Annotated in this window: 23 protein-coding genes and 2 riboswitches; of the genes, 2 read left to right on the top strand and 21 right to left on the bottom strand. The window is 40.7% G+C overall.

Annotated features, from left to right (window positions below):
• The first annotated feature begins 48 nt into the window (after nt 1-48).
• Nucleotides 49-840 carry a bifunctional hydroxymethylpyrimidine kinase/phosphomethylpyrimidine kinase gene (gene thiD / locus B7717_RS06430; protein WP_084944408.1) on the top strand — a complete coding sequence of 264 codons (792 nt, stop codon included), beginning with the start codon at nt 49-51 and terminating at the stop codon, nt 838-840.
• Between the two features lie 47 nt (nt 841-887).
• Here the strand turns inward: thiD and thiE are convergent, their stop codons facing one another.
• From thiE to typA, 21 genes are all read right to left on the bottom strand, one after another.
• The gene (gene thiE / locus B7717_RS06425; protein WP_084944407.1) at nt 888-1,520 is read right to left on the bottom strand and encodes a thiamine phosphate synthase; all 633 of its coding nucleotides are present in this window, start codon (nt 1,518-1,520) and stop codon (nt 888-890) included.
• Complete coding sequence (locus B7717_RS06420; RefSeq protein WP_084944697.1) at nt 1,513-2,316, bottom strand: hydroxyethylthiazole kinase; 804 nt, start codon at nt 2,314-2,316, stop codon at nt 1,513-1,515. Before B7717_RS06420 ends, thiE begins: the two co-directional genes overlap by 8 nt.
• Nucleotides 2,316-2,840, bottom strand: coding sequence for an energy coupling factor transporter S component ThiW (gene thiW / locus B7717_RS06415; protein ID WP_084944406.1), 525 nt, complete (start codon nt 2,838-2,840; stop codon nt 2,316-2,318). Before thiW ends, B7717_RS06420 begins: the two co-directional genes overlap by 1 nt.
• 3 nt (nt 2,841-2,843) lie before the next feature.
• Nucleotides 2,844-3,536, bottom strand: coding sequence for a thiaminase II (gene tenA, locus B7717_RS06410; protein ID WP_084944405.1), 693 nt, complete (start codon nt 3,534-3,536; stop codon nt 2,844-2,846).
• A 10-nt stretch (nt 3,537-3,546) separates the two neighbouring features.
• Entirely contained in the window at nt 3,547-4,197 is a 651-nt protein-coding gene (locus B7717_RS06405; RefSeq protein ID WP_049518952.1) for an energy-coupling factor transporter transmembrane component T, read from the bottom strand.
• 1 nt (nt 4,198) lies between these two features.
• Nucleotides 4,199-5,584, bottom strand: a complete 1,386-nt coding sequence (locus B7717_RS06400) for an ATP-binding cassette domain-containing protein (RefSeq protein ID WP_084944404.1) — start codon at nt 5,582-5,584, stop codon at nt 4,199-4,201.
• Nucleotides 5,585-6,145 (bottom strand): ECF transporter S component, encoded by a 561-nt coding sequence (locus B7717_RS06395; RefSeq protein WP_000915275.1) that lies wholly within the window; start codon nt 6,143-6,145, stop codon nt 5,585-5,587.
• Nucleotides 6,146-6,304: 159 nt separating this feature from the next.
• A riboswitch (TPP riboswitch) is annotated at nt 6,305-6,393 on the bottom strand.
• 123 nt (nt 6,394-6,516) lie between these two features.
• Entirely contained in the window at nt 6,517-7,185 is a 669-nt protein-coding gene (locus tag B7717_RS06390; RefSeq protein ID WP_070696913.1) for a TenA family protein, read from the bottom strand.
• A 216-nt stretch (nt 7,186-7,401) separates the two neighbouring features.
• Nucleotides 7,402-7,490, bottom strand: a riboswitch (TPP riboswitch).
• Between the two features lie 148 nt (nt 7,491-7,638).
• Nucleotides 7,639-8,775, bottom strand: a complete 1,137-nt coding sequence (lctO, locus tag B7717_RS06385) for an L-lactate oxidase (protein WP_000120742.1) — start codon at nt 8,773-8,775, stop codon at nt 7,639-7,641.
• Nucleotides 8,776-9,101: 326 nt separating this feature from the next.
• Complete coding sequence (locus B7717_RS06380; RefSeq protein ID WP_084944403.1) at nt 9,102-12,176, bottom strand: type III restriction-modification system endonuclease; 3,075 nt, start codon at nt 12,174-12,176, stop codon at nt 9,102-9,104.
• Between the two features lie 138 nt (nt 12,177-12,314).
• Nucleotides 12,315-12,815, bottom strand: coding sequence for a TIR domain-containing protein (locus B7717_RS06375; protein WP_239665727.1), 501 nt, complete (start codon nt 12,813-12,815; stop codon nt 12,315-12,317).
• 11 nt (nt 12,816-12,826) lie between these two features.
• A complete protein-coding gene (locus B7717_RS06370) occupies nt 12,827-13,219 on the bottom strand; it encodes a hypothetical protein (protein ID WP_048714806.1) in 393 nt (130 codons plus the stop codon).
• Between the two features lie 3 nt (nt 13,220-13,222).
• Nucleotides 13,223-14,914, bottom strand: coding sequence for a site-specific DNA-methyltransferase (locus tag B7717_RS06365; RefSeq protein WP_070697390.1), 1,692 nt, complete (start codon nt 14,912-14,914; stop codon nt 13,223-13,225).
• A gap of 254 nt (nt 14,915-15,168) precedes the next feature.
• A complete protein-coding gene (locus B7717_RS09750; RefSeq protein WP_241502071.1) occupies nt 15,169-15,990 on the bottom strand; it encodes a hypothetical protein in 822 nt (273 codons plus the stop codon).
• Between the two features lie 205 nt (nt 15,991-16,195).
• The gene (pyrE, locus tag B7717_RS06355) at nt 16,196-16,825 is read right to left on the bottom strand and encodes an orotate phosphoribosyltransferase (RefSeq protein ID WP_049489838.1); all 630 of its coding nucleotides are present in this window, start codon (nt 16,823-16,825) and stop codon (nt 16,196-16,198) included.
• 33 nt (nt 16,826-16,858) lie between these two features.
• Nucleotides 16,859-17,560: an orotidine-5'-phosphate decarboxylase gene (gene pyrF, locus B7717_RS06350; RefSeq protein WP_084860157.1), complete on the bottom strand. Its 702-nt coding sequence runs from the start codon at nt 17,558-17,560 to the stop codon at nt 16,859-16,861.
• A 245-nt stretch (nt 17,561-17,805) separates the two neighbouring features.
• The gene (locus B7717_RS06345; RefSeq protein ID WP_084944402.1) at nt 17,806-18,969 is read right to left on the bottom strand and encodes a cell division protein FtsQ/DivIB; all 1,164 of its coding nucleotides are present in this window, start codon (nt 18,967-18,969) and stop codon (nt 17,806-17,808) included.
• 9 nt (nt 18,970-18,978) lie between these two features.
• Nucleotides 18,979-20,037, bottom strand: coding sequence for a UDP-N-acetylglucosamine--N-acetylmuramyl-(pentapeptide) pyrophosphoryl-undecaprenol N-acetylglucosamine transferase (locus B7717_RS06340; RefSeq protein ID WP_084944401.1), 1,059 nt, complete (start codon nt 20,035-20,037; stop codon nt 18,979-18,981).
• 1 nt (nt 20,038) lies between these two features.
• Complete coding sequence (gene murD, locus B7717_RS06335) at nt 20,039-21,391, bottom strand: UDP-N-acetylmuramoyl-L-alanine--D-glutamate ligase (protein WP_084944400.1); 1,353 nt, start codon at nt 21,389-21,391, stop codon at nt 20,039-20,041.
• Between the two features lie 117 nt (nt 21,392-21,508).
• On the bottom strand, nt 21,509-21,763 hold the full coding sequence (locus B7717_RS06330; protein ID WP_000262662.1) for a DUF3165 family protein: 255 nt from the start codon (nt 21,761-21,763) through the stop codon (nt 21,509-21,511).
• A gap of 19 nt (nt 21,764-21,782) precedes the next feature.
• The gene (gene typA / locus B7717_RS06325) at nt 21,783-23,624 is read right to left on the bottom strand and encodes a translational GTPase TypA (RefSeq protein ID WP_042902551.1); all 1,842 of its coding nucleotides are present in this window, start codon (nt 23,622-23,624) and stop codon (nt 21,783-21,785) included.
• A 158-nt stretch (nt 23,625-23,782) separates the two neighbouring features.
• On the opposite strand from typA, the gene B7717_RS06320 reads away from it, so the two are divergent.
• On the top strand, nt 23,783-24,508 hold the full coding sequence (locus B7717_RS06320; protein WP_042902552.1) for a 16S rRNA pseudouridine(516) synthase: 726 nt from the start codon (nt 23,783-23,785) through the stop codon (nt 24,506-24,508).
• Nucleotides 24,509-24,523: the final 15 nt, after the last annotated feature.

Below are 24,523 nucleotides of genomic sequence, written 5' to 3'. Positions count from 1 at the left end.
CTAGCTTGTTCTTGAGAATACAAACTTCAGTTGGTTGGGAGGTTTTAGATGACTTATTTACCCGTTGCTCTAACCATTGCAGGAACTGACCCTAGTGGCGGTGCTGGCATTATGGCTGATTTGAAGTCATTCCAAGCGAGAGATGTCTATGGAATGGCCGTTGTCACCAGCCTTGTCGCTCAAAATACCAGAGGTGTTCAATTAATCGAGCACGTCTCCAACCAAATGCTGGAAGCTCAATTGGAGAGTATCTTTTCGGATATCAAACCTCAGGCTGTGAAAACTGGTATGTTGGCAACTACTGAGATCATGGAGATCATCCAACCCTATCTTAAAAAGCTGGACTGCCCCTACGTGCTTGACCCTGTCATGGTCGCAACAAGCGGTGATACCCTGATTGATACCAGTGCGAGAAGCTACCTAAAAACAAACCTGCTTCCCCTTGCGACTATTATTACACCCAATCTTCCTGAGGCAGAAGAGATTGTTGGTTTCTCAATTCATAATCCAGAAGACATGCAACGCGCTGGTCGCCTGATTTTAAAAGAATTTGGTCCTCAGTCTGTGGTAATCAAAGGTGGTCATCTCGAAGGCGGTGCCAAGGATTTCCTCTTTACCAAGGAGGAGCAATTTGTCTGGGAAAGCCCAAGAATTCAAACCTGTCACACCCATGGTACTGGATGTACCTTTGCTGCTGTGATTACGGCTGAACTAGCCAAGGGGAAAACCCTTTATCAGGCAGTTGATAAGGCCAAGGCCTTTATCACAAAAGCCATCCAAGACGCCCCTCAACTCGGTCATGGTTCTGGTCCAGTCAACCATACAAGCTTTAAAGATTAAGAAAAAACTCTCTAGTTCCTACTTTAAGGGAATTAGAGAGTTTTTGATTAGGAAATCATGTCATCCAGCTTTGTTAAAAAGGCGTGCGCTTTTGCTTCAATATCTTCTGCCTGCATCAAATCACGGACAACGGCGACTCCGGCTATGCCAGTTTCAGCAAGCTGGTCAATATTCTCTGACGTCAAGCCTCCAATAGCAACTACTGGAATGGCGACCGTTTGGCAAATGGTTTTCAAGGTTGAAATCAGGGTGATGGGAGCATTCTCCTTGGTCGTAGTCGGGAAAATGGCTCCTGTTCCCAAGTAATCCGCACCCGATGTTTCTGCCTCGAGGGCTCTTTTTACTGTTTTAGCAGTGACACCGAGGATTTTGTCAGGTCCCAAGACTTGACGGGCAACCGAAACTGGTAGTTCATCGTCGCCAATATGCAAACCTGCAGCATCTACTGCAAGACAAACATCCAAACGATCATCGATAATTAAGGGTACTTGGTAGGCATCTGTTATTTCCTTGACTTGTTTTGCCAGATGATAGTATTGATTGGTGGTGAGATTTTTTTCTCGTAGTTGGATGATGGTAACACCTGAACGGCAGGCCGTCTCGACTTTTTCAAGAAAGTTTTCCAAGGAATCTTGGTAGCGATTGGTTACCAGATATAGTCTAAGTGCTTCTCTATTCATAAAAGTCTCCTTTGATGGCTTCTAGCCAGTTTTCATCTCTTTTTAGGAGAGAGAGTTGATTGAGAACTTGGTAACGAAAATCTTCCAATCCCATTCCTTGAACAAGTATTCTCTCAGCAGCGATATTGAGATAAGAAACTGCTAGGCAAGAAGCTTCAAATGCAGTCTTTCCTTGGCTGAGAAAAACAGCTGTCAAGGCTCCAACCAGGTCTCCTGTCCCTGTTATCCAGTCTAATTCGTCACAGCCATTTCCCAATATTGCAACCTGATTCTCCGAAACAATGAGGTCCTCGGGGCCAGTGACTAAAAATGACATACCAGGATAGGTCTGACACCAGTCTTTCAAGACTTGAAGCAAATCCTCAATTTCTTGGTCTTTAGCACTAGCATCTACCCCGACTCCATGGTGTTTTAAGCCAACAAGACTTCGGATTTCAGACATATTTCCTTTAAGGACTGTGGGCTTGTATTCTAAAAGATCTCTGACTAAGGTCTTACGAACGGGTGACGCTGATACACCAACCGCATCTACTACCATTGGGAGAGAAGCTTGGTTTGCATAAGTAGCTACCATACGGATTGCTTTCTCCTTCTCAGCAGACAAATGCCCCAGATTGATAAAGAGAGCTTGGCTTTGTTTGGTAAAATCAAGGACCTCACGGGGATCATCTGCCATGACAGGTTTGCATCCCAGAGCTAAAATCCCATTAGCCAGCATCTCACAAGAAATCTCATTGGTGATGCAGTGAATCAAGGAACTGGTTGCCAGAGGGAAAGGATTTATCAATTTCTGCATCATTCTATCCTTTCTCCAAAGAAATATCCCTGCACTTTTTTAAAGAATTCCTGCTTGATTAAAAATCGAAAGGCAATAAAGGAAATCGCTGTACCAATCAAGGTTGCTCCGAAAAATCGAGGAGTGTAGATAAACCAACTGAGCTTCGCCGCAGATCCCGTAAAGAGAACCATAACAGGATAGGAAACAATAGAACCAATAATACCTGTTCCCAAGATTTCTCCTAGAGCAGAATAGTGAAATTTTCGACCATACTTATAAAAGAGACCTGCAAGGAGGGCTCCGAAAGTTGCTCCTGTAAGAGCTAAAGGTGGAATCCCTTGAGTTGTCATACGGATAAAGGCTGTGGCTGTAGCCATGATCAAGGCATAAACAGGTCCCATCAAGATCCCTGCTAGGATGTTGACTACACTGGACATCGGTGCCATTCCCTCAATTCGAAAGATGGGTGTAAGAACTACGTCAAGGGCAATCATCATGGATAAAATAGTTAATTTGTGAACTTGTAGTTGGTGGTTTCTCATTTTCTATTTCTTCTCTTTTTCTAAGGACTGCAAATCGCTCGTCCAGGTTTGATGTTGGTAAGCCATCTCCCAAAACTTAGCTTCCATGTGGACACTTCGGTGGAAGGCCTCTAGCATTTTTTGTTTGTCCGTCTCGTTGCTTTCGCGATAGAGTTGATTGACCAGCTCTTCTTCCTCTTTAATCTGCTGTTCTAACTCATCTGTGATATAGGTTTCAATCCACTGTTGATAAAGAGGATTCGGGGATGGTTTGCGATTAAGTGCCTTGCCCAAATCATGGTATAACCAAGGACATGGGAGCAAACTAGCAAAAGCAATGCCCAAGTTTGGCTCTGCAAACTGACGATAAATATGAGAAATGTAATGATAACAGGTTGGAGCGATTGGATGTTGCTCCATTTCCTGGTCGCTGATTCCTAATTCCTTGAAAAATTGTTGGCGGATAAATAATTCACCCTCCACTAGACCCTGAGCATTTTGTTTCAAGAGTCTTTTCATCTCCTCGTTGGAAGTCTTATCAGCCAAGAGGTGATAGGCTTCTGAAAAAGACTTCAGGTAGTAGGCATCCTGAATCAGGTAATAGCGGAAGATGGAAGGTTCTAACGTTCCCTCTTGTAACTGTAAAACAAAAGGGTGATGAAAGGAAGCCTGCCAAGCTTCGTTGGATAATTCCATCGCAATATCTGTGAATTCCATAATAACTCCTTTATAAAAATAGACTGGTTTGAAGTAATAAAAAGAACAGCAGGTAGATTAATTTTGTCCTCTGAGAAATATAAAAAGTCCGATAGCGATTCTCCAACTGTGCATGTTCGTCATATCCGTGCGCAGACAAAGCTCTCAGATAAAGATGGCGCCACCTAAAGACCGTCATCAAAACCTTACTGTAAATCAAGGGCGACCAAACATGCAGTTTTTGACCACGCAGTAAGCACGCTTCCTTGAGGGACTTGATTTCTTGCTGAATGAGGGGAAAGGCATTGAATACCACAATCAAGGCATAGGCCCAAGAACGCGATAGCCCCTTTTGAGCCAAGTACAAGAGAAGCTCTTTTAGGGAAATACTGGAAACAAAGACAAGGCCGATACAAACGGTCACAAAGGCCCTCGTTCCAAGTATCACTGCCTGCGAAGCATCCCCATGTAACTGTACTGCCCAATAGTTGGCGAAGGATGGCAAAATGGCGAGCACAATCATCCAAGCCAACATTTTAAATCGACGGTGGTAGAGCATAAAGAGAATGCAAAATGCGACTACTGAAAGATTAAGAGCAATCGAAGGAATGAAAGATGTTTCCAAGGATAAAATCAGCAAGAAGAGACTGAGTATCGGTGTCTTGGTTGCTACTTTGATCATACTACCTCACCTCCCCTAGAGTATCATTGTTCAGAGAGGGGAGAGGTTTGCTGATGATCACGTCTTGGAGATGACTGAGCCCCTCACTAGTCATCTCAATCCAATAATCAACCACAGAGATCAAGGGATCTAAACGATGGCTAATGATCAGAAAACTTCTTCCCTGATTTCTCTCCTCCACAATCCACTGACAAAAATAGTGGCAAGCTCTATCATCCAAACCTGCAAAAGGTTCATCTAGCAAGATCACAGAGGCCTTACTAGTCAAGATGGTCAATAGCTGAAGAATCTTTTGCTGGCCACCACTTAATTGATAGGGACTCTTATCAAGCGCCTGCTCCAGATTAAAGTATCGTAAAGCTTGGAAAATTCGCTGATTTCTTTCAGAATCAGGTCCATCTAATTGAAGCTCTTCTCGCAGACTGGCTCTGATAAACTGCTTCTCAGCTTCCTGAACAACACCCGTCAGATCACGGTACAAACTCTTTTTCTTTTTCAGGACTGTCCCCTTCCAAGTAATGAGCCCTTTATACTTTTGAAATTGAAGAATAGAGCGAAAGAGGGTTGATTTCCCGACACCATTGTCACCCAAGATACAGGAAATTCCTTGGTAGAATGTAAAATCCGCAATTGAAAAGAGGGGACGCTTATCCAGCTCACAAGTCGTTCTATCCATATGGAACAATTCCGGGCTAGAAGCAACATTCTTTGAAGAAACCTGTGTCATCTCAGAGGTAGGGATTTGAAATACTTCCCTTAGTTGTCCGTCTCTTAGCTCCACCATATGGTCGATATAGGCTTCATAATCAGATAAATCATGGTCGCACAGGATGACTGTCTTCCCATCAAGAGCCAACTCTTTTAGAATCTCCAATATCTCGATTCTGCTCTTGCGGTCAATAGAAGCAAAGGGTTCATCCAAGAGATAGACCCTAGGATTCATAGCAAAGAGAACAGCCAAAGCAGCCTTTTGCTTTTCCCCACCTGATAGGTGATGAATGGGACGGTGCAAGATTGGCTCGCAACGACATTGCCGAACCACCTCTGCTATTTTAGCATCAATCTCTTGAAGGGGATGACCAATATTCTCCAAGGTAAAAATCAGCTCCTCAAACAAGTTCTCCATGGTAAATTGATGATTAGGATTTTGAAAGAGAATGCCAACCGTCTGGACACGGTCGACGATAGAAAGCTGACTGACCTCTCTCCCATCTATCAGGACTTGACCGCTATAGGGAAGAGAACTGACTTGGGCAATCATTTGAAAGAGACTCGATTTTCCTGAACCACTGCTCCCAACTAACAAGGTGAAGGCTTGCGCATGAAAAGTAAAATCAAGCGGTTCCGAAAAGATTGGGGACTGAATCGCTCGTAGTTTCAGCCCCATCTATGCCTTGCCCCCAGCTGCAAACTGATGATAAAGTTTGACAATGGCACGAACCAAGATGGTACAGAAGAAAAAGACAGAAATAAAGCGCACCACAAGCAAGGAAAGGACAAAAGGAAGGGAGAAGGCGTAGTAACCTAACTTAATGTATTCATAGACAAAACTAACAAGCGTAATCCCAATACTATTAGCAGTTAGAGAGAGCCAACTTTCATAGCGATTCTTGGTTACGATAAAACCAAGTTCACTTCCCAAACCTTGAACCAAGCCAGACAAAAGGGCACCTAGACCGAATTGACTACCATAAAGGACTTCAGCAAGCGCAGCTAGCACTTCTCCAATCGTTGCGCTTCCTACTCTTGGAACAAATATAGCCGCAATGGGCGCAGCCATACACCAGAGACCAAAGAGGATTTCATTGGCAAAGGCCTGCAAACCAAGAGGGGCCAAGATCAGGGTGAGGATATCAAACAGATAGCCTGACCCCACAAAAACGCCACCAAAAAAGATAGACAAGAAAGCAAGTAAGATAACATCTTTTAATTGCCATTTTTTCAACATAAAAAACTCCTTTTTTTAAAGAAAAGTGGGACATTCAAGGTGAGCTACCAAAAGGCTTGCCGTCAAGCCTATCCTCTTTTGATAAACAAAAAAACTCCAATTACAAACGAGAATTAGAGTTTAGCTTACAAGATTAGACAGTTCTTTTCGACATACGAAAAAAACCTTTTCACATTTCCCTTCGCCAGTCTTAACTGTATCAGGTTCAATGGGTATCATCTCAGCCTAAAGCACCCCAAATGTCTTTATTATTTAATTACTGGACCAGTATAACAGAAATTGAAAGCACTAGCAAGATATTTGACCGGAAAATATATTTATATAGTTTGTTTGTTACTTCTTTTAATCTACATCAAAGGATTGAATTTATCCTATAATTCATAACCGATATCAAAAAAGGCTAATTCCAAAGCAACTGCTTGATTCCAGCGTTGCTGAAGTTCTGTCAAATCTTCTCGATTTTTCCCGACACGATTAAGTTCATCAACCAGAAATTGAACCCACTCTGTAAAGAAAGGACCTCTGTGGAGATTGACCCATTCTAAATGAATATAGGCTTCAGGTAGAGCCAAATCTTTAGAACCCCAGTCTAAATAGAGACCTTCTGCAATGACCAGCATGACCAAAAGATGAGCATAGTCTGATGAAGTCACAGCAGAATACATTAGCTCCTGAAACGCTTTTGTTATAGGGTGCAAGGTCACTTCTAGATAGTCATTCTCTGCTACTTTTAACTCTTTGAAAGCCTTTTGGAAATAACCATCTTCATCTGCTTCAAGAAAGCCTAATTGCTTGGCAAAACGAAGTTTGGATTCAAGCTGGTCTGCGTGAGCTACACAGGCACCCAGCATGGATAAGAAGGCATCAAAGAAATGATAATCCTGAATCAGGTAGTCTTTAAAGACCTTATTCTCAATTGTCCCCGCAAAAAGTTCCTTAACAAAACGATGATTGATTGCAGCCTGCCAATCCTTCTGATTGCTTTTTAATAATTCTCCAACGGTCAAACCCGGCTCAAATGCATAGTCTTGTGTTTCCATATTTACTTTTCCTCTCTTTACTCGTTCGTAATCAACAAAATACCAAGAAAATCCTAGTTTTACTTGACCTTTTTAAAGAAAAGTGGGGCATTCTAGGAGAGCTACCGAAAGACTTGCCGTCAAGCCTATCCTCTTTTGATAAACAAAAAAACTCCAATTACAAACGAGAATTAGAGTTTAGCTTACAAGATTAAACAGTTTCTTTCGACATACGAAAAAAACCTTTTCACATTTCCCTTCGCCAGTCTTAACTGTATCAGGTTCAATGGGTATCATCTCAGCCTAAAGCACCCCAAATGTCTTTATTATTTAATTACTGGACCAGTATAGCAAAAAATGAAAGCCCTAGCAAGATATTTGACCGAAAAATATATTTATATAGTTTCTAATAACGATTGAATCTTTCTATACACGAAGAAAAACCTCCACATCAGGTGGAGGCCGTCTTCTTTATCAATACAATTTTAAGTCACGTGGGTCAACTGGGAAGGTTGGATTGTATGGGTTGTGACGGAGTTTGAAATGTTTGACATCCTCAATAGTCTGAGTTCCAGATAACTGCATGACTGTCTTCAATTCTGCATTCAAGTGCTCAAAGACTTGACGCACACCAACACTACCACCGAGAGCCAAACCATAGATCACAGGGCGACCAATAGCTACCAAGTCTGCTCCTGAAGCCAAGGCTTTAAAGACGTGTTGACCGCGACGAACACCAGAGTCAAAGACAATTGGCACACGTTTATCAACTGCTTCTGCTACTTCTTGAAGTGAGTCAAAGGCAGCTGGCCCACCGTCGATTTGGCGACCACCGTGGTTGGTTACCCAGATACCAGAAGCACCTGCGGCAAGCGAACGTTCAACGTCCTCACGGCATTGAGGCCCCTTGACATAGACAGGAAGTCCTGAGTATGTAGCGATAAATTCGACATCACGTGGAGACAAGCGTTGTTTAGCTGATTTGTAAACAAAGTCCATGGATTTTCCAGCACCTTCTGGCAGGTATTCCTCAACAATCGGCATGCCAACTGGGAAGACAAAACCATTGCGCTTATCGACCTCACGATTCCCCCCTACAGTTGCATCTGCCGTCAAGACAATCGCTTTGTAGCCTTCAGCCTTCACACGGTCCATGATATGGCGGTTAATTCCATCATCCTTACTAAAGTAAAATTGGAACCAATGAGGTGTTCCTTGAAGAGCTTCCGTAATTTCTGGAAGGTCAACGGTAGAGTAGGAACTAGTTGTATAGAGAGAACCAAATTCATGCACACCACGCGCAGTAGCTACTTCCCCCTGCTCATTTGCCAATTTATGAGCCGCAACAGGTGCCATAATAATTGGTGAAGATAATTTTTCACCTGCAAATTCAATCTCTGTACTTGGATTTTCAACATCACAAAGCGTATGAGGAACGATGAGTTTGTGGTTAAAGGCACGGATGTTCTCGCGTAAAGTGAAAGTATCCTCTGCTCCACTAGCGATATAACCAAAGGCAGCTTTAGGAATGACTTGTTGCGCCATTGGCTCCAAATCATAGGTGTTAATAAAATCTACAGGTCCTTCTGCATTGCTTGTTTTATATGACATAAAGTGTCCTCCTTATTAAGTAAGCGTTTACTTTATCTTACATTAACTATCTTACTTCTTTTTCAGAATTTTTTCAAAAATTTTGTCTGGAAATTTCAAACTGATTATCTGAATATGCCCCAAAAAAGAGAGGACTCTCATTCTACCATTATCCTATATTCATCTTACCTTTAGAAACCTTTGTTTTATTGCCCACATATAAAAAATCAGATAATCCTAGTGACTACCTGATTTTTTATGTTTTATAATCTATCTAATAAAACTACTATTGGAATTATTGAACAAAATACTTTCACATAGTAAATTATTATCGAGAAATCATCATACTATTTCACTAAGCCCAGCAACTCCTCATAACTAGAAACAACGCCATAAATATATTGATCACTAATTAGTCCCGCCTTAACTAAAGCTTTAAAATGAACACGAGCACAATCGATTTTACCTTTTTCAGATTGTTTTAATTGAAGACTAGACATAGAACCCTTGGTTTCTGCTACAAAATAGATATGCTTTACACTACCTTCTCTAAATGCTATCGCCCAATCAGGATTGTAATCTCCAAGAGGTGTAGAAATTTTAAACTTCCCAGGTAGTTTTACATATACTCGAACATCCTCATACTGCTCTAAGGATTCTTTAAACTTACGCTCGATATCTGAATCCACCTTTACAAAGTTATAGATTCCCTTCGTAGATTCCAGCAAATGATCATCCGAAAGTTTCGCTGTTTCTGCATTATCGTAGAATAAATCCAAATCGTATTCATCTTCTAAAATATTGTATTGAATATGCTTGATTATTTGAGCTGCTTTTTGCTCATTAATCAACTTCGATACTTTTAAAATAAATTCTTCTGGGTTTTGTTTGAACTTTTCAAACTTATCAACTTTAATCTTACTCAGAATTTCTGCTACTACTTTACGAGTTAGACCTGTATGATCTGCTACTTCTCCTAACAAATCATACTGAGTCGCAATTTGACTATTTTCGATATACTCCTGAGAACGAGCATTTTCTCCAACATCTAGTTTCAAACCTTCTTTTGTCATTTGATCTGCACTGGCTTGGGTAATATTGTACACTGGTTGACTGACCACTAGCTTCTCATTAATATAAGCAACAGACTGCTCTATTAGCTCAGTATCATCAAAAGTAACTTGATAAGCTGTTTTACGATTAATCTGATTCCAAAGTGACAAGAATTCTTTTCGAGCGATATTTTCTTTATTTACTTCCTCAGAGAACTGCACTGTTGTATTGTTTGCATTTTCGATCTCATATTTTCCAGGCTGGTAGATACTTTCAAGTACTTCAACAACTTGTTTCTCAAAGCCAGGAAGTGTATCTGATAAGTTCAACAGATTATTTTCCTTGGCAGTAAAATAATTTGCAGTCAGTTGACCTTTCTTATCAATATATCCCTGACTAATCAAATCAAACTGAATGGACTCTGCCTGCTCTTTGGTGATTCTAACCTTTTCTCCTGCTTCGTTTTCGATTACTTTATTTTCAAATAAGGAAACATCAACTTTTACAGGACGATCAGCTAACAACTCTTTCAACTCTGCTTGTAGCCCACGCGCAAATTGATCATAGCTTTCATTTGCAATGATAGTCAATTTGTTGATTTCATGGACTTCACTCTTTAAAAGTTCCGAATCTTGACGTACACCATCTTGATCCACTGCTAAACGCATCCCACGGCCAATTTCTTGTCGTTTCCGAGTCTCTGCAGAAGACTGCTTGAGAGTACAGATTTGAAATACATTGGGATTATCCCAACCTTCTTTTAAGGCTGAATGCGAGAATAGAAAGCGTACTGGTTCCTCGAAACTCAACAAACGTTCCTTATCTTTCATGATCAAATCATAGGCATCTTTATCGTTTGATGAATTGCTTTTCTTTTCACTAGCAGATTTGTAATCCACAAATACCGTCTTATCTGACTTTTTCACTTTATCAACTGAAAAGTAACCCGCATGAACTGCATTGCCATCAAGATGAGATTCCAAATAACGATAATAAGAAGAGGGTTCTTGAGTCTGTAAGAATTGTCTAACTTGACTTTCATACTCATCTTCAAAGATTTGAGCATACTCCCCATTGTGAGGATCATTTTGTGCATCATATTGCTTATATTTTGCAACCTCATCAATGAAGAAAAGAGAAAGAACCTTAATTCCACGATTATAAAGTCTACTTTCTTTCTCTAGGTGACTCTTAATGGTCTCACGAATTTGAATTCTCCGCATACTCGATTCATCGACTTCACCCATGACCTCTCCAACATATAATTCCTGCGTCACACCGACCTGGATTTTATTGTCTCTTGCGTTAAATTGACTCAACGTCATGCCTTGATAGGACGCCAGATTACCCGATTCAGCATATAGATCAAAAGGGTCTTCAACGATTCTTGTTTTACGTTTCACGCCCGACTGAGTTCTTACCTCGACCTCTATCTTAGCCTTTGGAGTACCGGATTTTTGAGGAAGGATTTCTTGTAAATACAGATAACCTTGTGTCCCAGTCGTTCCAGCTTGTTCAATAGCCTTCACAGCAATTTTCTTAACTAATTTTTGGTTGTAGGCATCCATGGCATCCAGTCGATAAACCATATCATGCTTTTCTTTATGAGTAGCTGAGTAGCGAAGAGTAAAGAGAGGCTTAAAGTCTTTTAGTCGTTCTTTAGTCTGCTTCCCTTCAACAGACTGGGGCTCATCAATAATCATGATTGGGTTCATGGCTGCTAATACATCAATTGGGCGACGCCAACGAAAACTTTCCTGCTCTTCATGAATGCGATTCGCAACTTTCCCTTTTGTATTAAAAGCCTGGGAGTTGATGACCATGATTTGAAGATCAGATGAGTTAGCAAAACTATCCAAATCTCCTAAACGTGAAGAATCATAAACAAAATATCTCGGCTGTTTCCCATACTCATCCTGAAAATGAGTTTTCATGATTTCTAAAGACTTAAGAACCCCCTCACGTATGGCGACACTTGGAACAACAATGACAAACTTGAGCCAGCCAAAGCGTTTATTTAACTCCATAATGGTACGGATATAGGTATAGGTTTTCCCCGTCCCTGTCTCCATTTCTATAGAGAAATTGTAGGCTGGACGACCTGCAACCATATCGACCGACAAACTTTCAGAGGGTCGTAATCCAAAACGAGTTTGTACAGCATGAACATTCCTTCGAATAGCTTCCTGGTCCAATTGAATCGGAGCATTTCGATAGGCATCCAATACCAAATCCACCTCATCTGACTTTTGACGACCTGGATCAGCCATATACCTAATTCCAGTTTGTTTGGCTTGCCCTTGAAATAAGTCTGCAATGGCACTAACTGCATCCAACTGGAATGGTTGTTTTTTAAATTGTAGTTTCATAATTTATTTTCTTCAATTCTTATCTTTTTCCAGTAATTATAAAGTACAATCACTTAATTAAATTATTTCAAATATCATGAATCTTAATTAATATATCCCTTTGATATTTCCTATTTAGTTTATTACTAATAATCTTAGCTACCATGTAGATGGTTTATGTGCAATAGCGTACTCTATTAATTCTTCCATTTTACTTTGAATATCTTCATAAACATACTTTGAAGTAAAGAATGGAGAATTATAGCAACGGACATAACTTGATAACGATTTGCCAGTTCGAGATAATGCAAAATTATCAAATGGATTTCTTCCCTGATTACTTTGGTTTCCAAATCTATCCTTTAAATTATGAATATATATTCCTACGATTCCTTTATTCAACTCAATCGCTTTTTCAATTTCATAGTTGATCCATTTACGTCCAGCAGTTTTCTCACCAATCAAAACAACCACACATGAACGCTTTGCCATTTGACTATCTATCCATAATTTTATCATTGCATCAGATTTTAATTTTACTTCTTCCCAATCATTATCAGAAAAAGTAGAATCACCTGATACTATACCCATATTTCTAACTTGAGATGCTCGCCAGTTATCATTGCTATAATGGAAGCTAAAAAATACTTGTCTTTTCATAATTTCCTCACTTATCTAACAACAACTATAAGAATCAATGTAGAAATAACTATTAAACCATAGGTATACTTTAAAATTGGACGAAAAAGTGTTATCAGAAGATCTCCCTCTTCTCTTTTTGGAGTCATTCTAAAATCTGTTTCTTTATCACTTAATCTTACTTCATCGTATAAACGTCTATATTGTCGTTCTAATAACAAGTAATAAGCATCATGAAACCAAAACAATATAGTTACAAACAAAATTAAAAGAAGTATATACCACATGCTAGTATTACTAAACCAAAATGCAAATAAGGCACCTATGGAAGTGAACGACCATCCTTTAACGACAAAAGAATTCTTACCCATTCGTTCAATGATAGCTTGTATCATCTCTAAATGTTTTACTTTGTGTTCACTCATATCCTACACTACCTTCACTTTTGTATTAGGTGATAATTCTTTGAAGATTTCACTTACGTTAATTTTATCTGCTGAATTGGCAAATGAGCTATCACGGAAAACCGCACGGAGTGGTTGTGCTTGAGCAATGTGTCGGATGACTTCTTCCGATACATCATCATCAAAACAGGCCATAAGGGAGCCCTGATCCACATCAAAGACTTCTGCTCCTGCTACATTCTTTAAATCAATCTCTAAAGATAATTCCATTCCCCATGTCAGCATAACTTGGAAGAGCAAATCAAGTCCAGAACGTCCTTCCTTGATATTGGATACACTGTCGAAAAGCTCCCCTTGGATAAATTGATCTGGTCGAGAAGAAACGTCTTTAAAATTAGAAGAGTCTAGTTTGTAAGCTTTAAAACCAAAGTCTTGTTTGCCAACTAATTCTGGATGCTCCTCCTGTAACTTAGCAGCAGCACGACGAATCCGCTCACGTGAAATTTGGTCAATGGTTTCATAACCTGCTTCTTTAGCAGCAGATTTTTCAGCAACTGCTTCATCCAACGTACACAAGATAAACTTACGATTGCCTCCATCTTCCGCATTTAGTTGCATGACTGCGTCTGCTGTGGTTCCTGAGCCACCAAAGAAGTCCAATATAATACTACTATCTTTAGGCAATGTAACACTTATTAAATACTTTAATAAATTTATCGGTTTAGGATTACTAAATAATTTATCAATACCAAATAATTTTTTTACATATTCCGTATTAGTTTGCCCATCAAATAAGCCAAAACTTGATTTGATAGCTTTGTGTTCATTTTGCAACTCATTCATAAACTCTTTTCGTCTTACTTGTCCGTTTGGATTTTTTGGAAATATTATATATCTTTCTGATATAAGACGATTTAATTCTTTTTCACTAAATGCCCAGGTATCTGTGTACGATATTCCAGTCTCTGGATCAATAATTGTAAATTCTTTAGAGCTTGTTGTAGATTTAATATTAGTATTTCTCCATAAACCTCTAGGATCATTATCTGGATTAGAAAAATCACTTTCTTCCCGTTTTTCTCCCAAAAATTTGAAGTCTTTTTTCTTCTGAAATACTAAAATATATTCATGAACTCCAGCCATCATAGTTGTGGGAGGAACTCCTTTAGCAGATGATTTTTTGTCCCAAACAATATTTTCTATGAAAGTTCCCTCACCAAATATTTCATCAAGCATTTGCTTCAAATTAGAATATTCATTTTCATCTATAGATATAAAAATAGCTCCATTATCTTTTAATAGATTACGCGCCAAGCGCAGACGTGGATACATCATATTGAGCCAGTCTGAGTGGTAACGAGCTGAACTTTTTTCATTCGGTTGTAATCCAACAACTTGACGTCCTTCTTCGTCCAAGAGGTCCATCTCTTCTTTTAACTCTTCGTCCGTTTTTTGGAACTTATCAGAGTATACAAAGTCTTTCCCTGTATTATAGGGTGGATCGATATAGATCATATCTATTTTTCCTAGATAGGATTCTTGTAAGATTTTCAAAACTTCTAGGTTATCCCCAGTTATGAAAATATTTTCACTCTTATCAAAGTCAACACTCTCATCAAGGTCTGGTCTCAAGGTTTTAGTTGTTGGTCGTCCAGCTTCTACGATAGCTTCACGTTTTCCAACCCACGTAAACTCATAGGATTCGTGACCATCCACAATTTCCTCTGATAAAAACTGTTTCAGTTTCTCAAAGTCAATAGCGGGACGAAGTCTTCCATATTCATCTCTTTTTTCTGTCAAGACTTCTGGAAAGAGTTGACCAATTTTGGAAATATTTTCTGTAAAAACACCTTTGGAGCCTACTTTTAAAAGATCGAGGCCGGTATGTTCGCCTTTATGTTGTTCTGTAGTCATATGTAACCTTTCTTATAATGGTTTCTGTGTACTTGTCTATAGTATACAAGTAATCCCTATTTTAATTCTTGGATCTGTTTGAGAACTTCTTGGTAGCCTTTCTTTACTTCCATCTGCTTTCTCATCGATTTTTCTGCATACATTTGCTTCTTAAGACGTTGAGCTTGCTTCTCCAGTTTTTCTAGTTGTTCCGTCAGCTCAACCGACTCTTTTAAGTTACCGTCCAACTTACTTTGAAATTGATCTTTACCCATTTTCTTAATCAACATTTCATAGACTTGGTCTAGATTGTCACCATCAAATTGGATCTGGTAATCTTCTTGTGTACGGAAACGACGGACAATTTTGAAATGTTTTCCATCTTTTTCTTTTGTTAGAATTTCCTTATAATGAACCAAGAGCTCTTCTGTCACATCCCGAAAATACTCATCATCTTGCCAGAGACTATCAAATTCATCTAGATAGGATAAACTCAATGGAGCATGGTAGATATGCCGTGTGGTTTTGAACAAAGAAGAATCATAGCCCAATTCTTTTCGATCAAAGTTTTTGAGTTGATCCACAGCGACAGTATCATCATCCGTTTCTATCCGCATACCATTTGGCATCTCATCGGTTTCAATGTTGATAGATTTAAAACGAGCTTTATTCCTGATCCAGTCTGCACATTCTCTAGCGATTGCTTTTTGAGTTAATTCATTCATTAACTTCAGTTCATAACGTCCTCCAAAAATAGACTGCTCTCGCTCTTTTTTGGGGATCGTATATTCACGATATCCAACTCTCGTCTCATCAGTCACAAAGGTTGGATTTGTAAAGATAAATTTCAACTCCTCTATCGTTTCAAATTCTTCCTTTAACTGTTGAAAGGCAAACATCGAAAAAGTCGCTGCTGCAATTTTGACCTAGCTTCCAGGTTTTATTTCTTTCTTTAATTCACCTCCTAAACGAATACTACGATTATCAATTTCCATCCTAACCTTCTTCAATCACACTTATTTTTTTGTAAAAACGCTACCAATATAATTCTATCATAAAAATGAAAAAGAAGCTTGCTATTTCTTGCAAGCCTTAGTTATTTTATTATCCTTGCCAATTTTCTTGGTCTTCTTTAAAGCGTTTTAGGAGGTCGAGTCCTTCTGGTGTGATGTAACCTTCTTCTTGGGCTAGGTGGATCAGTTCACTGTAGTTAGAAAGTGTCACCAATTTCACATCAGCATCCGCAAAATTCTTATCGGCTTTCGGCAATTGATAACTGAAAATCGCTACAACTCCAAGCACATCGGCTCCTTCGCGTTTAGCAGCTGCTACGGCTTCAAGAACAGACCCACCCGTTGAAATGAGATCTTCAACAACAACCATCTTTTGTCCCTGAGCTACACGACCTTCGATTTGATTACCTGCTCCGTGGTCTTTTGGTTTGCTACGGATATAGGCAAAAGGCAGATTCATCTTATCAGCAATGATGGCTCCGTGCGGAATCCCTGCTGTCGCTGTTCCTGCAATCACTTCTACTTCTGGAAATTCTGCTTTAATAGCTTCCACAAAACCATTTTCAATCAAGCTACGAGTTTCTGGATAGGCAAGCGTCACTCGGTTGTCAGTATAAATCGGCGATTTGATACCAGATGCCCAAGTGAAAGGCTCCTCTGGTTTGAGGTAAACTGCTTGGATTTTCAAGAGGTGGCTAGCGATATCTTTAGCAAGTGTCATAGTATTCTCCTTTTGTTTTTATAATCTATTTCTTTAATTTCTGTCTTGGTTCCATTCATCCTTGATAGCATGATAAGCTGTAACAGGATCTTCAGCTTGGGTAATGGGACGTCCCACTACGATATAGTCACTACCGATTTGATAGGCGTCCGCTGGTGTCATGACGCGTTTTTGGTCTCCTACCGCAGCTCCCGCTGGACGAATTCCCGGTGTCAAACAGATAAAATCTTTGCTTGTTGCTTCTTTGATAAGCTTGACTTCCTGAGCTGAGCAAACGACACCATCCAAGCCCGCTTCAGCTGTCTTCTTGGCATAGTGAATCACAGACTCTTGCAGGCTGGTTTGGATATTTTGAAAATCCTGCATCTGGCTTTCCGACGTTGATGTAAGCTGGGTCACAGCGATCAATTTGGCTTGTGTCCCTAGACCTTCACGCGCAGCCTTCATCATCTCCACACCACCAGCAGCATGAACATTGGTCATGTCTACACCAAGCTGAGATAAGACCTTCATAGCCGATTTAACTGTATTGGGAATGTCATGTAGCTTGAGGTCCAGAAAGACACTATGCCCCAGTGACTTCAAATAACGGACAACTTCTGGACCTTCCGCATAATAAAGCTCCATCCCTACTTTTAGATAAAGACTTTCTTCTGCTGGGAAAAGAGATAAAAATTCCTTGACCGCCTCAAAACTAGGAAAATCAAGAGCAATAACTGGACGATGTTCACGCATACCTTTCTCCTTTTACCTTTACGAGCAAGAGAGTATGGTCAAAAATAAACCACGAAAAAAGGAACCTGCCAACAGCAAGGTTCCACGAAAAATGGGTAGTCTCCACCCTTTCACCGTCTAACCTTAGCCGCCTCTCTGGACTGCTTTAAAGGTTTTTTTCTATTCTATTATTTATAGTAGGACTTGTCAAGCAAAAACTCGAAACTAGACTTCTATACCATTCAAAATCAAGAGGAAAAGTTAGTCTAACGACTCTGTGATTGCTGGCTCGTTTGGCTTTGATTTCCCTGTTCTTCTTGTTTTTTCTTTTCTTCTTCCTGTTTTTTCTTCTCAGCTTCCTTGGCCTCTTGTTTGGCTTTTTCTTCTGCTTCTTCTATCAGCTTATCCGCTATCGTGTAGCTGTATACTCCAGCTTCCATATCGACTACACTCGGTTCTGACAATTGTGGCTTGATTTTGCTGTAATAAGGCAATTTCTTGCTCAATTCTGATAGGGGAACCAAAACCTCATCTGTATCCAGCATGGTAATTTTTAAAAGATCTGCTGTTGCCTTGCTCGGCGCTAATTCGATTTTCTGGATTTGACTCTTGATATCTTCACTGATAGTAGACAATCCCGTTATCAGCTCTTTCACCTGCTGCTCATCGTTAAAGGTAACTGTCAGATAAGTCTCAGGCAAGTTTAAGTGATCAACAGGAGTTGACTCTACTGTACCACTAGACAGAATAGGATAATGTTCTTCACCAGACACATAATAACCAACAATATCAAATTCCTTGACCTCAATCGTAAAGTTAGTCGGAAATTGATAGTTAATCTTCGCTGATTCTATCCAATGGTTGGACTTGATGCGCTCAGCGTATGTTTCCTTATCCAACAATAGAGCTAAGGTATAGTCGCTATCTTGAATTCCAGAAGCCTGTTTGATGTCATCCACCTGCGTGTTACTATTTCCCTTAACCTCGATATTTTTGATGGTCGAAAGTGGAGTCAATAGATAGACTGAAAGAAGGAGGACCAGGACACTTGGTACCAAGATACTCACAGCTCGCCAAATATGAACAGGCGCAATTTTAGGCTTGGCAGGTTTTTCTGGTTTCTCTGGTTTTTCTTTTTTCTTCTTCTCTTTTTCCTCTTTGACTTTTCGGTCATCCTTTTGAGATTTTTCTTCTTTTTCGGATGGTTCCTTGCTTGGACTTGAGGCTTTCTCATCTGACTCACTCGATGATTTCTTGGATTCCTCCAGTAGTTTCGAGTTGGCTTCCTTACGAGCTTGTTTTTCCTTTTCCTTCTCTTCAGCTAGGGCAGCTTCTTCCTCAGCCTTCTTCTTCAGGTATTCCTGGTTTCGTTTCTGCCATTCAGACAATTCTTGCTTCTGGTTTGATTCTTTTTTCTTATCCTTTGACATTGATATTCCTTATGCTAGGTCTTTTCTTAGTAGATCGTAAAAATCTGCAAGAGATTTCAATTCAGTCGAAGCTTTCATGCTAGCTTGGTATTGATCTTTGTGACTAAGCAAGTGACTGAGTTTCTCCTCCAAACTTTCCAAGGTCAAGTCACTTTCTTGAAGTTCTTCTGCATAGCCTTTCTTAACAAAATAAGCTGCATTTTCAATCTGGTCTCCTCGACTTGCTTCACGACCCAATGGTACGATGAGATGGAGTTTCGCCATGGCCAAGAGCTCGAAAATCGTATTGGCACCGCCACGCGTCACCACCACATCTGCCATCTCCATCAAGGGTTGATAGAGATCCGTCACATAATCAACACGAAAGAGATTTTGACTCAACTCATTGAGGTTTGAATCTCCAGTGAGATTGATAATATTGTAGCGCTCTGTCAGTTCTTGCTTATGATCAGTCACCAATTGGTTAAAAACACGAGCTCCTGCAGAACCACCGACAAACAATACCGTTGGCAATTTAGGATCAAAGTGGGTTTGGATATCCACCAATTCATCTGGTTCAGGAGTGTTTTGATCTGAAACCTTGGTCACTGCCCCCACATGCTCGACTTTTGCGAGACCAGCAGCCTGCTCAAATGTCGAATACATCTTAGTCGCAAATTTATAGGCGATTTTATTGGCCAAGCCCATAGACAGGTCAGATTCATGAATAAAGACAGGCACTCCTGACACTCGCGCTGCGATAACCGGCGGTACAGAGACAAATCCTCCCTTAGAAAAAAGAGCCTGTGGACGCAGTCGTAACATGATAAAGAGCGATTGAACAATTCCCCAACCAACTTTAAAGACATCCAGCATATTTTGCCAAGAGAAATAGCGACGCAACTTCCCAGTCGCAATAGAGTGGAAGGTCACATTCAGGCCTGACTTGAGGATTTCTTGGTGTTCGATTCCGTGCTTGTCACCGATATAGTGAACTTCCCAGTCGTCTTCGATGAACTTGGGCATTAACAAAAGGTTGAGGGTGACATGTCCAACCGTCCCCCCACCTGTAAAGACAATTTTTTTCATATTATTCCTTTAACTCCGCTACTGTGTCGATGAAAAGATCTCCACGTACTTCAAAGTTAGCATACATATCCCAGCTAGCATTGGCAGGACTGAGGAGAACCACATCTCCTTGAGTCGCAAGCTCATAAGCCTTGCGGGTCGCATCAGCAATATCTGTCGCATCTACATAAGTCACACCAGCCTTCTCTGCTGCCCGTTTGACACGTTCTGCAGATTGACCGAGGATAACCATCTTCTTGAGCCCAGTAATATCTGGCACCAATTCGTCAAACTCATTGCCGCGGTCCAAACCACCTGCGATTAAGATAACATTACTATTGTCAAATCCTGACAAGGCTTTTTGAGTAGCCAAGATATTGGTTGACTTACTATCGTTATAGAATTTGACCCCCTGAATTTCATCCACAAATTGGAGACGGTGTTTGACACCACCAAAGGCTGAAAGAGTTTCCTTGATGGTTTGGTTGTCTACACCACGAAGCTTGGCTACAGCAATGGTCGCAAGGGCATTTTCTACATTGTGGCTACCTGGAACACCGATTTCACTAGCTGCCATGACCACTTCTCCACGGAAGTAGAGTTGACCATCTTCCAAATAAGCTCCATCAACCTTTTCCTGTGTTGAAAATGGTACAACAGTAGCTTGTGTTTTGGTAGCCAATTCTTTTGCCAAATCTTGGTTAAAGTTCAATACAAGGAAATCATCCGCTGTCATCTTGTTCTGGATATTCCACTTAGCTGCCACATACTCTTCAAAAGAACCATGATAGTCGATATGAGTTGGCATGAGGTTGGTAATAACCGCAATCTCAGGATGGAATTCTTGGACACCCATTAGTTGGAAAGAAGAAAGTTCCATGACAAGTGTGTCCTTGGCTGTCGCAGTTTGAGCCACTTGACTAGCAGGATAGCCGATGTTCCCTGACAAAAGACCACGTTGACCAGCAGCAGTTAAAACTTCCCCAGTCATCGTCGTTGTGGTTGTTTTCCCATTTGAACCAGTGATACCGATAATTGACGCTTCCGAAATCAAATAAGCCAATTCCACCTCAGTCAAGACTGGAATCCCCTTTGCCAATGCCTTTTCAATCATGGGATTGCTATACGGGATACCTGGATTTTTCACCATCAGAGCGAAATCTTCATCCAAGAGTTCCAAAGGATGCCCACCAGTGACAACCTTGATTCCCTCTTCCAGCAAGCTTTGAGCAGCAGGATTTTCCTCAAAAGGCTTGCCGTCATTTACTGTCACAATAGCACCCAGCTTGTCCAACAAACGGGCCGCAGACTCACCAGACTTAGCCAAACCTAAAACAAGGACTTTCTTATTTTTAAATTGATCGATTACTTTCATGTCTCAAACTCCATTTCTACTCCTACTATTTTACCATTTTTATGGAAATAATACTAAACGAAAATGCTCTAGTCCTCATTCTGACATCGAAAAAGAGAGCTATGGCTCTCTTTCTTTTTATCTTCTTTTGCTCTTTTTTTCAGACATGAGCGTAATGTCTCTCAAGCTAAAGTAAGCTAGGGCCAACATGGCGATTGTGACAAAGAATTCTGTCGGTAGTTGGAAGATTTGCAAGATGGACAACATCAGCAAAATCAAGAGTGCAACAACTACAAAGACCAAGATAACGATGTTGACTGTTCCTTTAATACTTTGAGGTGTCGCAAATACATAGAGTAGTAATAAGAGTATCCCTATGATTAAATAGACCATCTTTATCTCTTTCTAGCTCTTATTCAGCTGATTTTTTCTTTTTGTTGGCTTTCTCGCGCTCTGCCTTGTTGAGGATTTGCTTACGCAAACGGATAGACTCAGGCGTTACTTCCATGTACTCATCGTCGTTCAGGAACTCAAGAGACTCTTCAAGTGTCAAGATACGAGGTGTCTTGATAACCGCTGTTTGGTCCTTAGTAGCTGAACGGACGTTGGTCATTTGTTTGGCCTTAGTGATGTTAACTGTCAAGTCGTTTTCACGAGAGTTCTCACCAATAATCATTCCTTCGTAAACCTCAGTACCTGGGTTGACAAAGATTGTACCACGTTCTTCGATAGACATGATTGAGTAAGTTGTAGCCTTACCAGCATCGATGGAAACAAGGGCACCACGGTGACGTCCCCCAATTTCCCCTGGGATCAATGGCAAGTATTGGTCGAAGGTATGGTTCATGATACCGTAACCACGAGTCATTGACAAGAACTCAGTTGAGTATCCAATCAAACCACGCGCTGGAACAAGGAAGACCAAACGAGTTTGACCATTACCAGTTGAAATCATATCCAACATTTCACCCTTACGTTCAGAAAGGCTTTGGATAACAGATCCTTGGTATTCTTCTGGAGTATCGATTTGAACACGTTCAAATGGTTCACATTTAACACCGTCAATCTCTTTTACGATAACTTCTGGGCGAGATACTTGAAGCTCATAACCCTCACGACGCATAGTTTCGATAAGGATTGACAAGTGCAATTCTCCACGTCCTGAAACCGTCCATTTATCTGGTGAGTCCGTTGGGTCAACACGAAGGGAAACGTCTGTTTGCAATTCTGCCTGCAAGCGCTCTTCCACCTTACGAGAAGTCACCCATTTTCCTTCACGACCTGCAAATGGTGAGTTGTTGACCAAGAAGGTCATTTGAAGGGTTGGCTCATCGATGTGTAGGATTGGAAGAGGTTCAATGGCATCTGTCGGAGTAATAGTTTCACCAACAAAGATATCTTCCATACCGGATACGGCAATCAAGTCACCTGCTTTGGCTTCTTGGATTTCACGACGTTCCAAACCAAAGAAACCGAAGAGTTTTGTGACACGGAAGTTCTTCGTTGTACCATCTAGTTTAGAAAGGGTAACTTGGTCCCCAACCTTAACAGTACCACGGAAGACACGACCGATACCGATACGACCAACGAAGTCATTGTAGTCCAAAAGTGACACTTGGAACTGTAACGGTTCATCTGAGTTGTCCACTGGAGCTGGGATATGGTCGATGATGGTGTCAAAGATTGGCGCCATTGTTTTTTCTTGATCAGCTGGATCATCTGACAATGAAGAAGTCCCGTTGATAGCTGAAGCATACACCACTGGGAAATCAAGCTGGTCATCGTCTGCACCAAGCTCAATGAAGAGCTCCAATACTTCGTCTACTACTTCTGCTGGACGAGCTGATGGTTTATCGATTTTGTTGACAACCACGATTGGGACAAGGTCTTGTTCCAAGGCTTTTTTCAATACGAAACGAGTCTGTGGCATTGTTCCTTCGTAGGCATCTACGACCAAGACAACACCATCAACCATTTTCATGATACGCTCAACTTCTCCACCGAAGTCCGCGTGTCCTGGTGTGTCCATTATATTGATACGAGTTCCGTTGTAGGCTACGGCTGTATTTTTCGCAAGGATAGTAATTCCACGCTCTTTTTCGATATCGTTTGAGTCCATAGCACGCTCTGCCAATTCAGTACGTGCATCAAGAGTTTCAGACTGCTTCAATAATTCATCAACGAGGGTTGTTTTACCGTGGTCAACGTGGGCGATAATCGCAATGTTACGGATATCTTCTCTTAATTTTGTCATGATTTCCTCTAATATTTAAATTTTTATTTCTAACTGAACAATTATACCACAGTCTCATTCAAAAATCACAGTTCAGCTAAGTGTAAATGTTTTCACTCTGCTTTTCTAGTCAAGGCAACTCTTTTCAAAGTCAGAGACTTATGATAAGATAAGCTGGTATGCGTTTAGATAGATTATTAGCCCAAGAAAAGGTCAGTCGCAAGGCTATGAAACAGGCTCTATTAAAAAAAGAAATCCTAGTAGATGATTGTCCAGCCAGCTCACTCGCTCAAAATGTCGACACTGGATTACAGAAATTAGTCTTTCAAGGACGACAAATCCAAGGCTACGAGCACAACTACCTCATGCTTCATAAGCCAAACGGAGTCGTTACAGCTAGCAAGGATAAGAAACTTCCAACCGTCATGGAACTCCTGCCACCTGACATCCAGTCTGACCAGCTCTATGCTGTCGGCAGATTAGACCGCGATACGACGGGACTGCTCCTTTTGACAGACAATGGACCTTTAGGATTCCAACTCCTCCATCCCCAGCACCATGTTGATAAATCCTATCAAGTGGTGGTCAACGGTCTGCTCACACCAGACCATATCCAGTCATTCAAAGAGGGGATTGTCTTTTTAGACGGAACCACTTGTAAACCTGCAAAACTAGATATTCTATCCGCAGGCCCAACAGAGAGCCGGGCCTCCATCACTATCTCTGAGGGCAAGTTTCATCAAGTCAAGAAGATGTTTCTATCAGTTGGTGTCAAGGTGACTGCCTTAAAAAGAGTCCAGTTCGGCGATTTTACATTAGACCCAGAACTAGCAGAAGGGCAATACCGTCCCTTGAATCCAGAGGAATTGGAAATCATTAAAAACTATTTAGAGATGGGGCGATAAAACAAAAAAAGCTTT

The sequence above is a fragment of the Streptococcus oralis subsp. oralis genome (genome assembly GCF_002096495.1).
GTDB lineage: Bacteria > Bacillota > Bacilli > Lactobacillales > Streptococcaceae > Streptococcus > Streptococcus oralis_CU.
The sequence above is the reverse complement of the archived record's forward strand: the minus strand, read 5'-3'. Positions and strand labels throughout refer to the sequence as shown.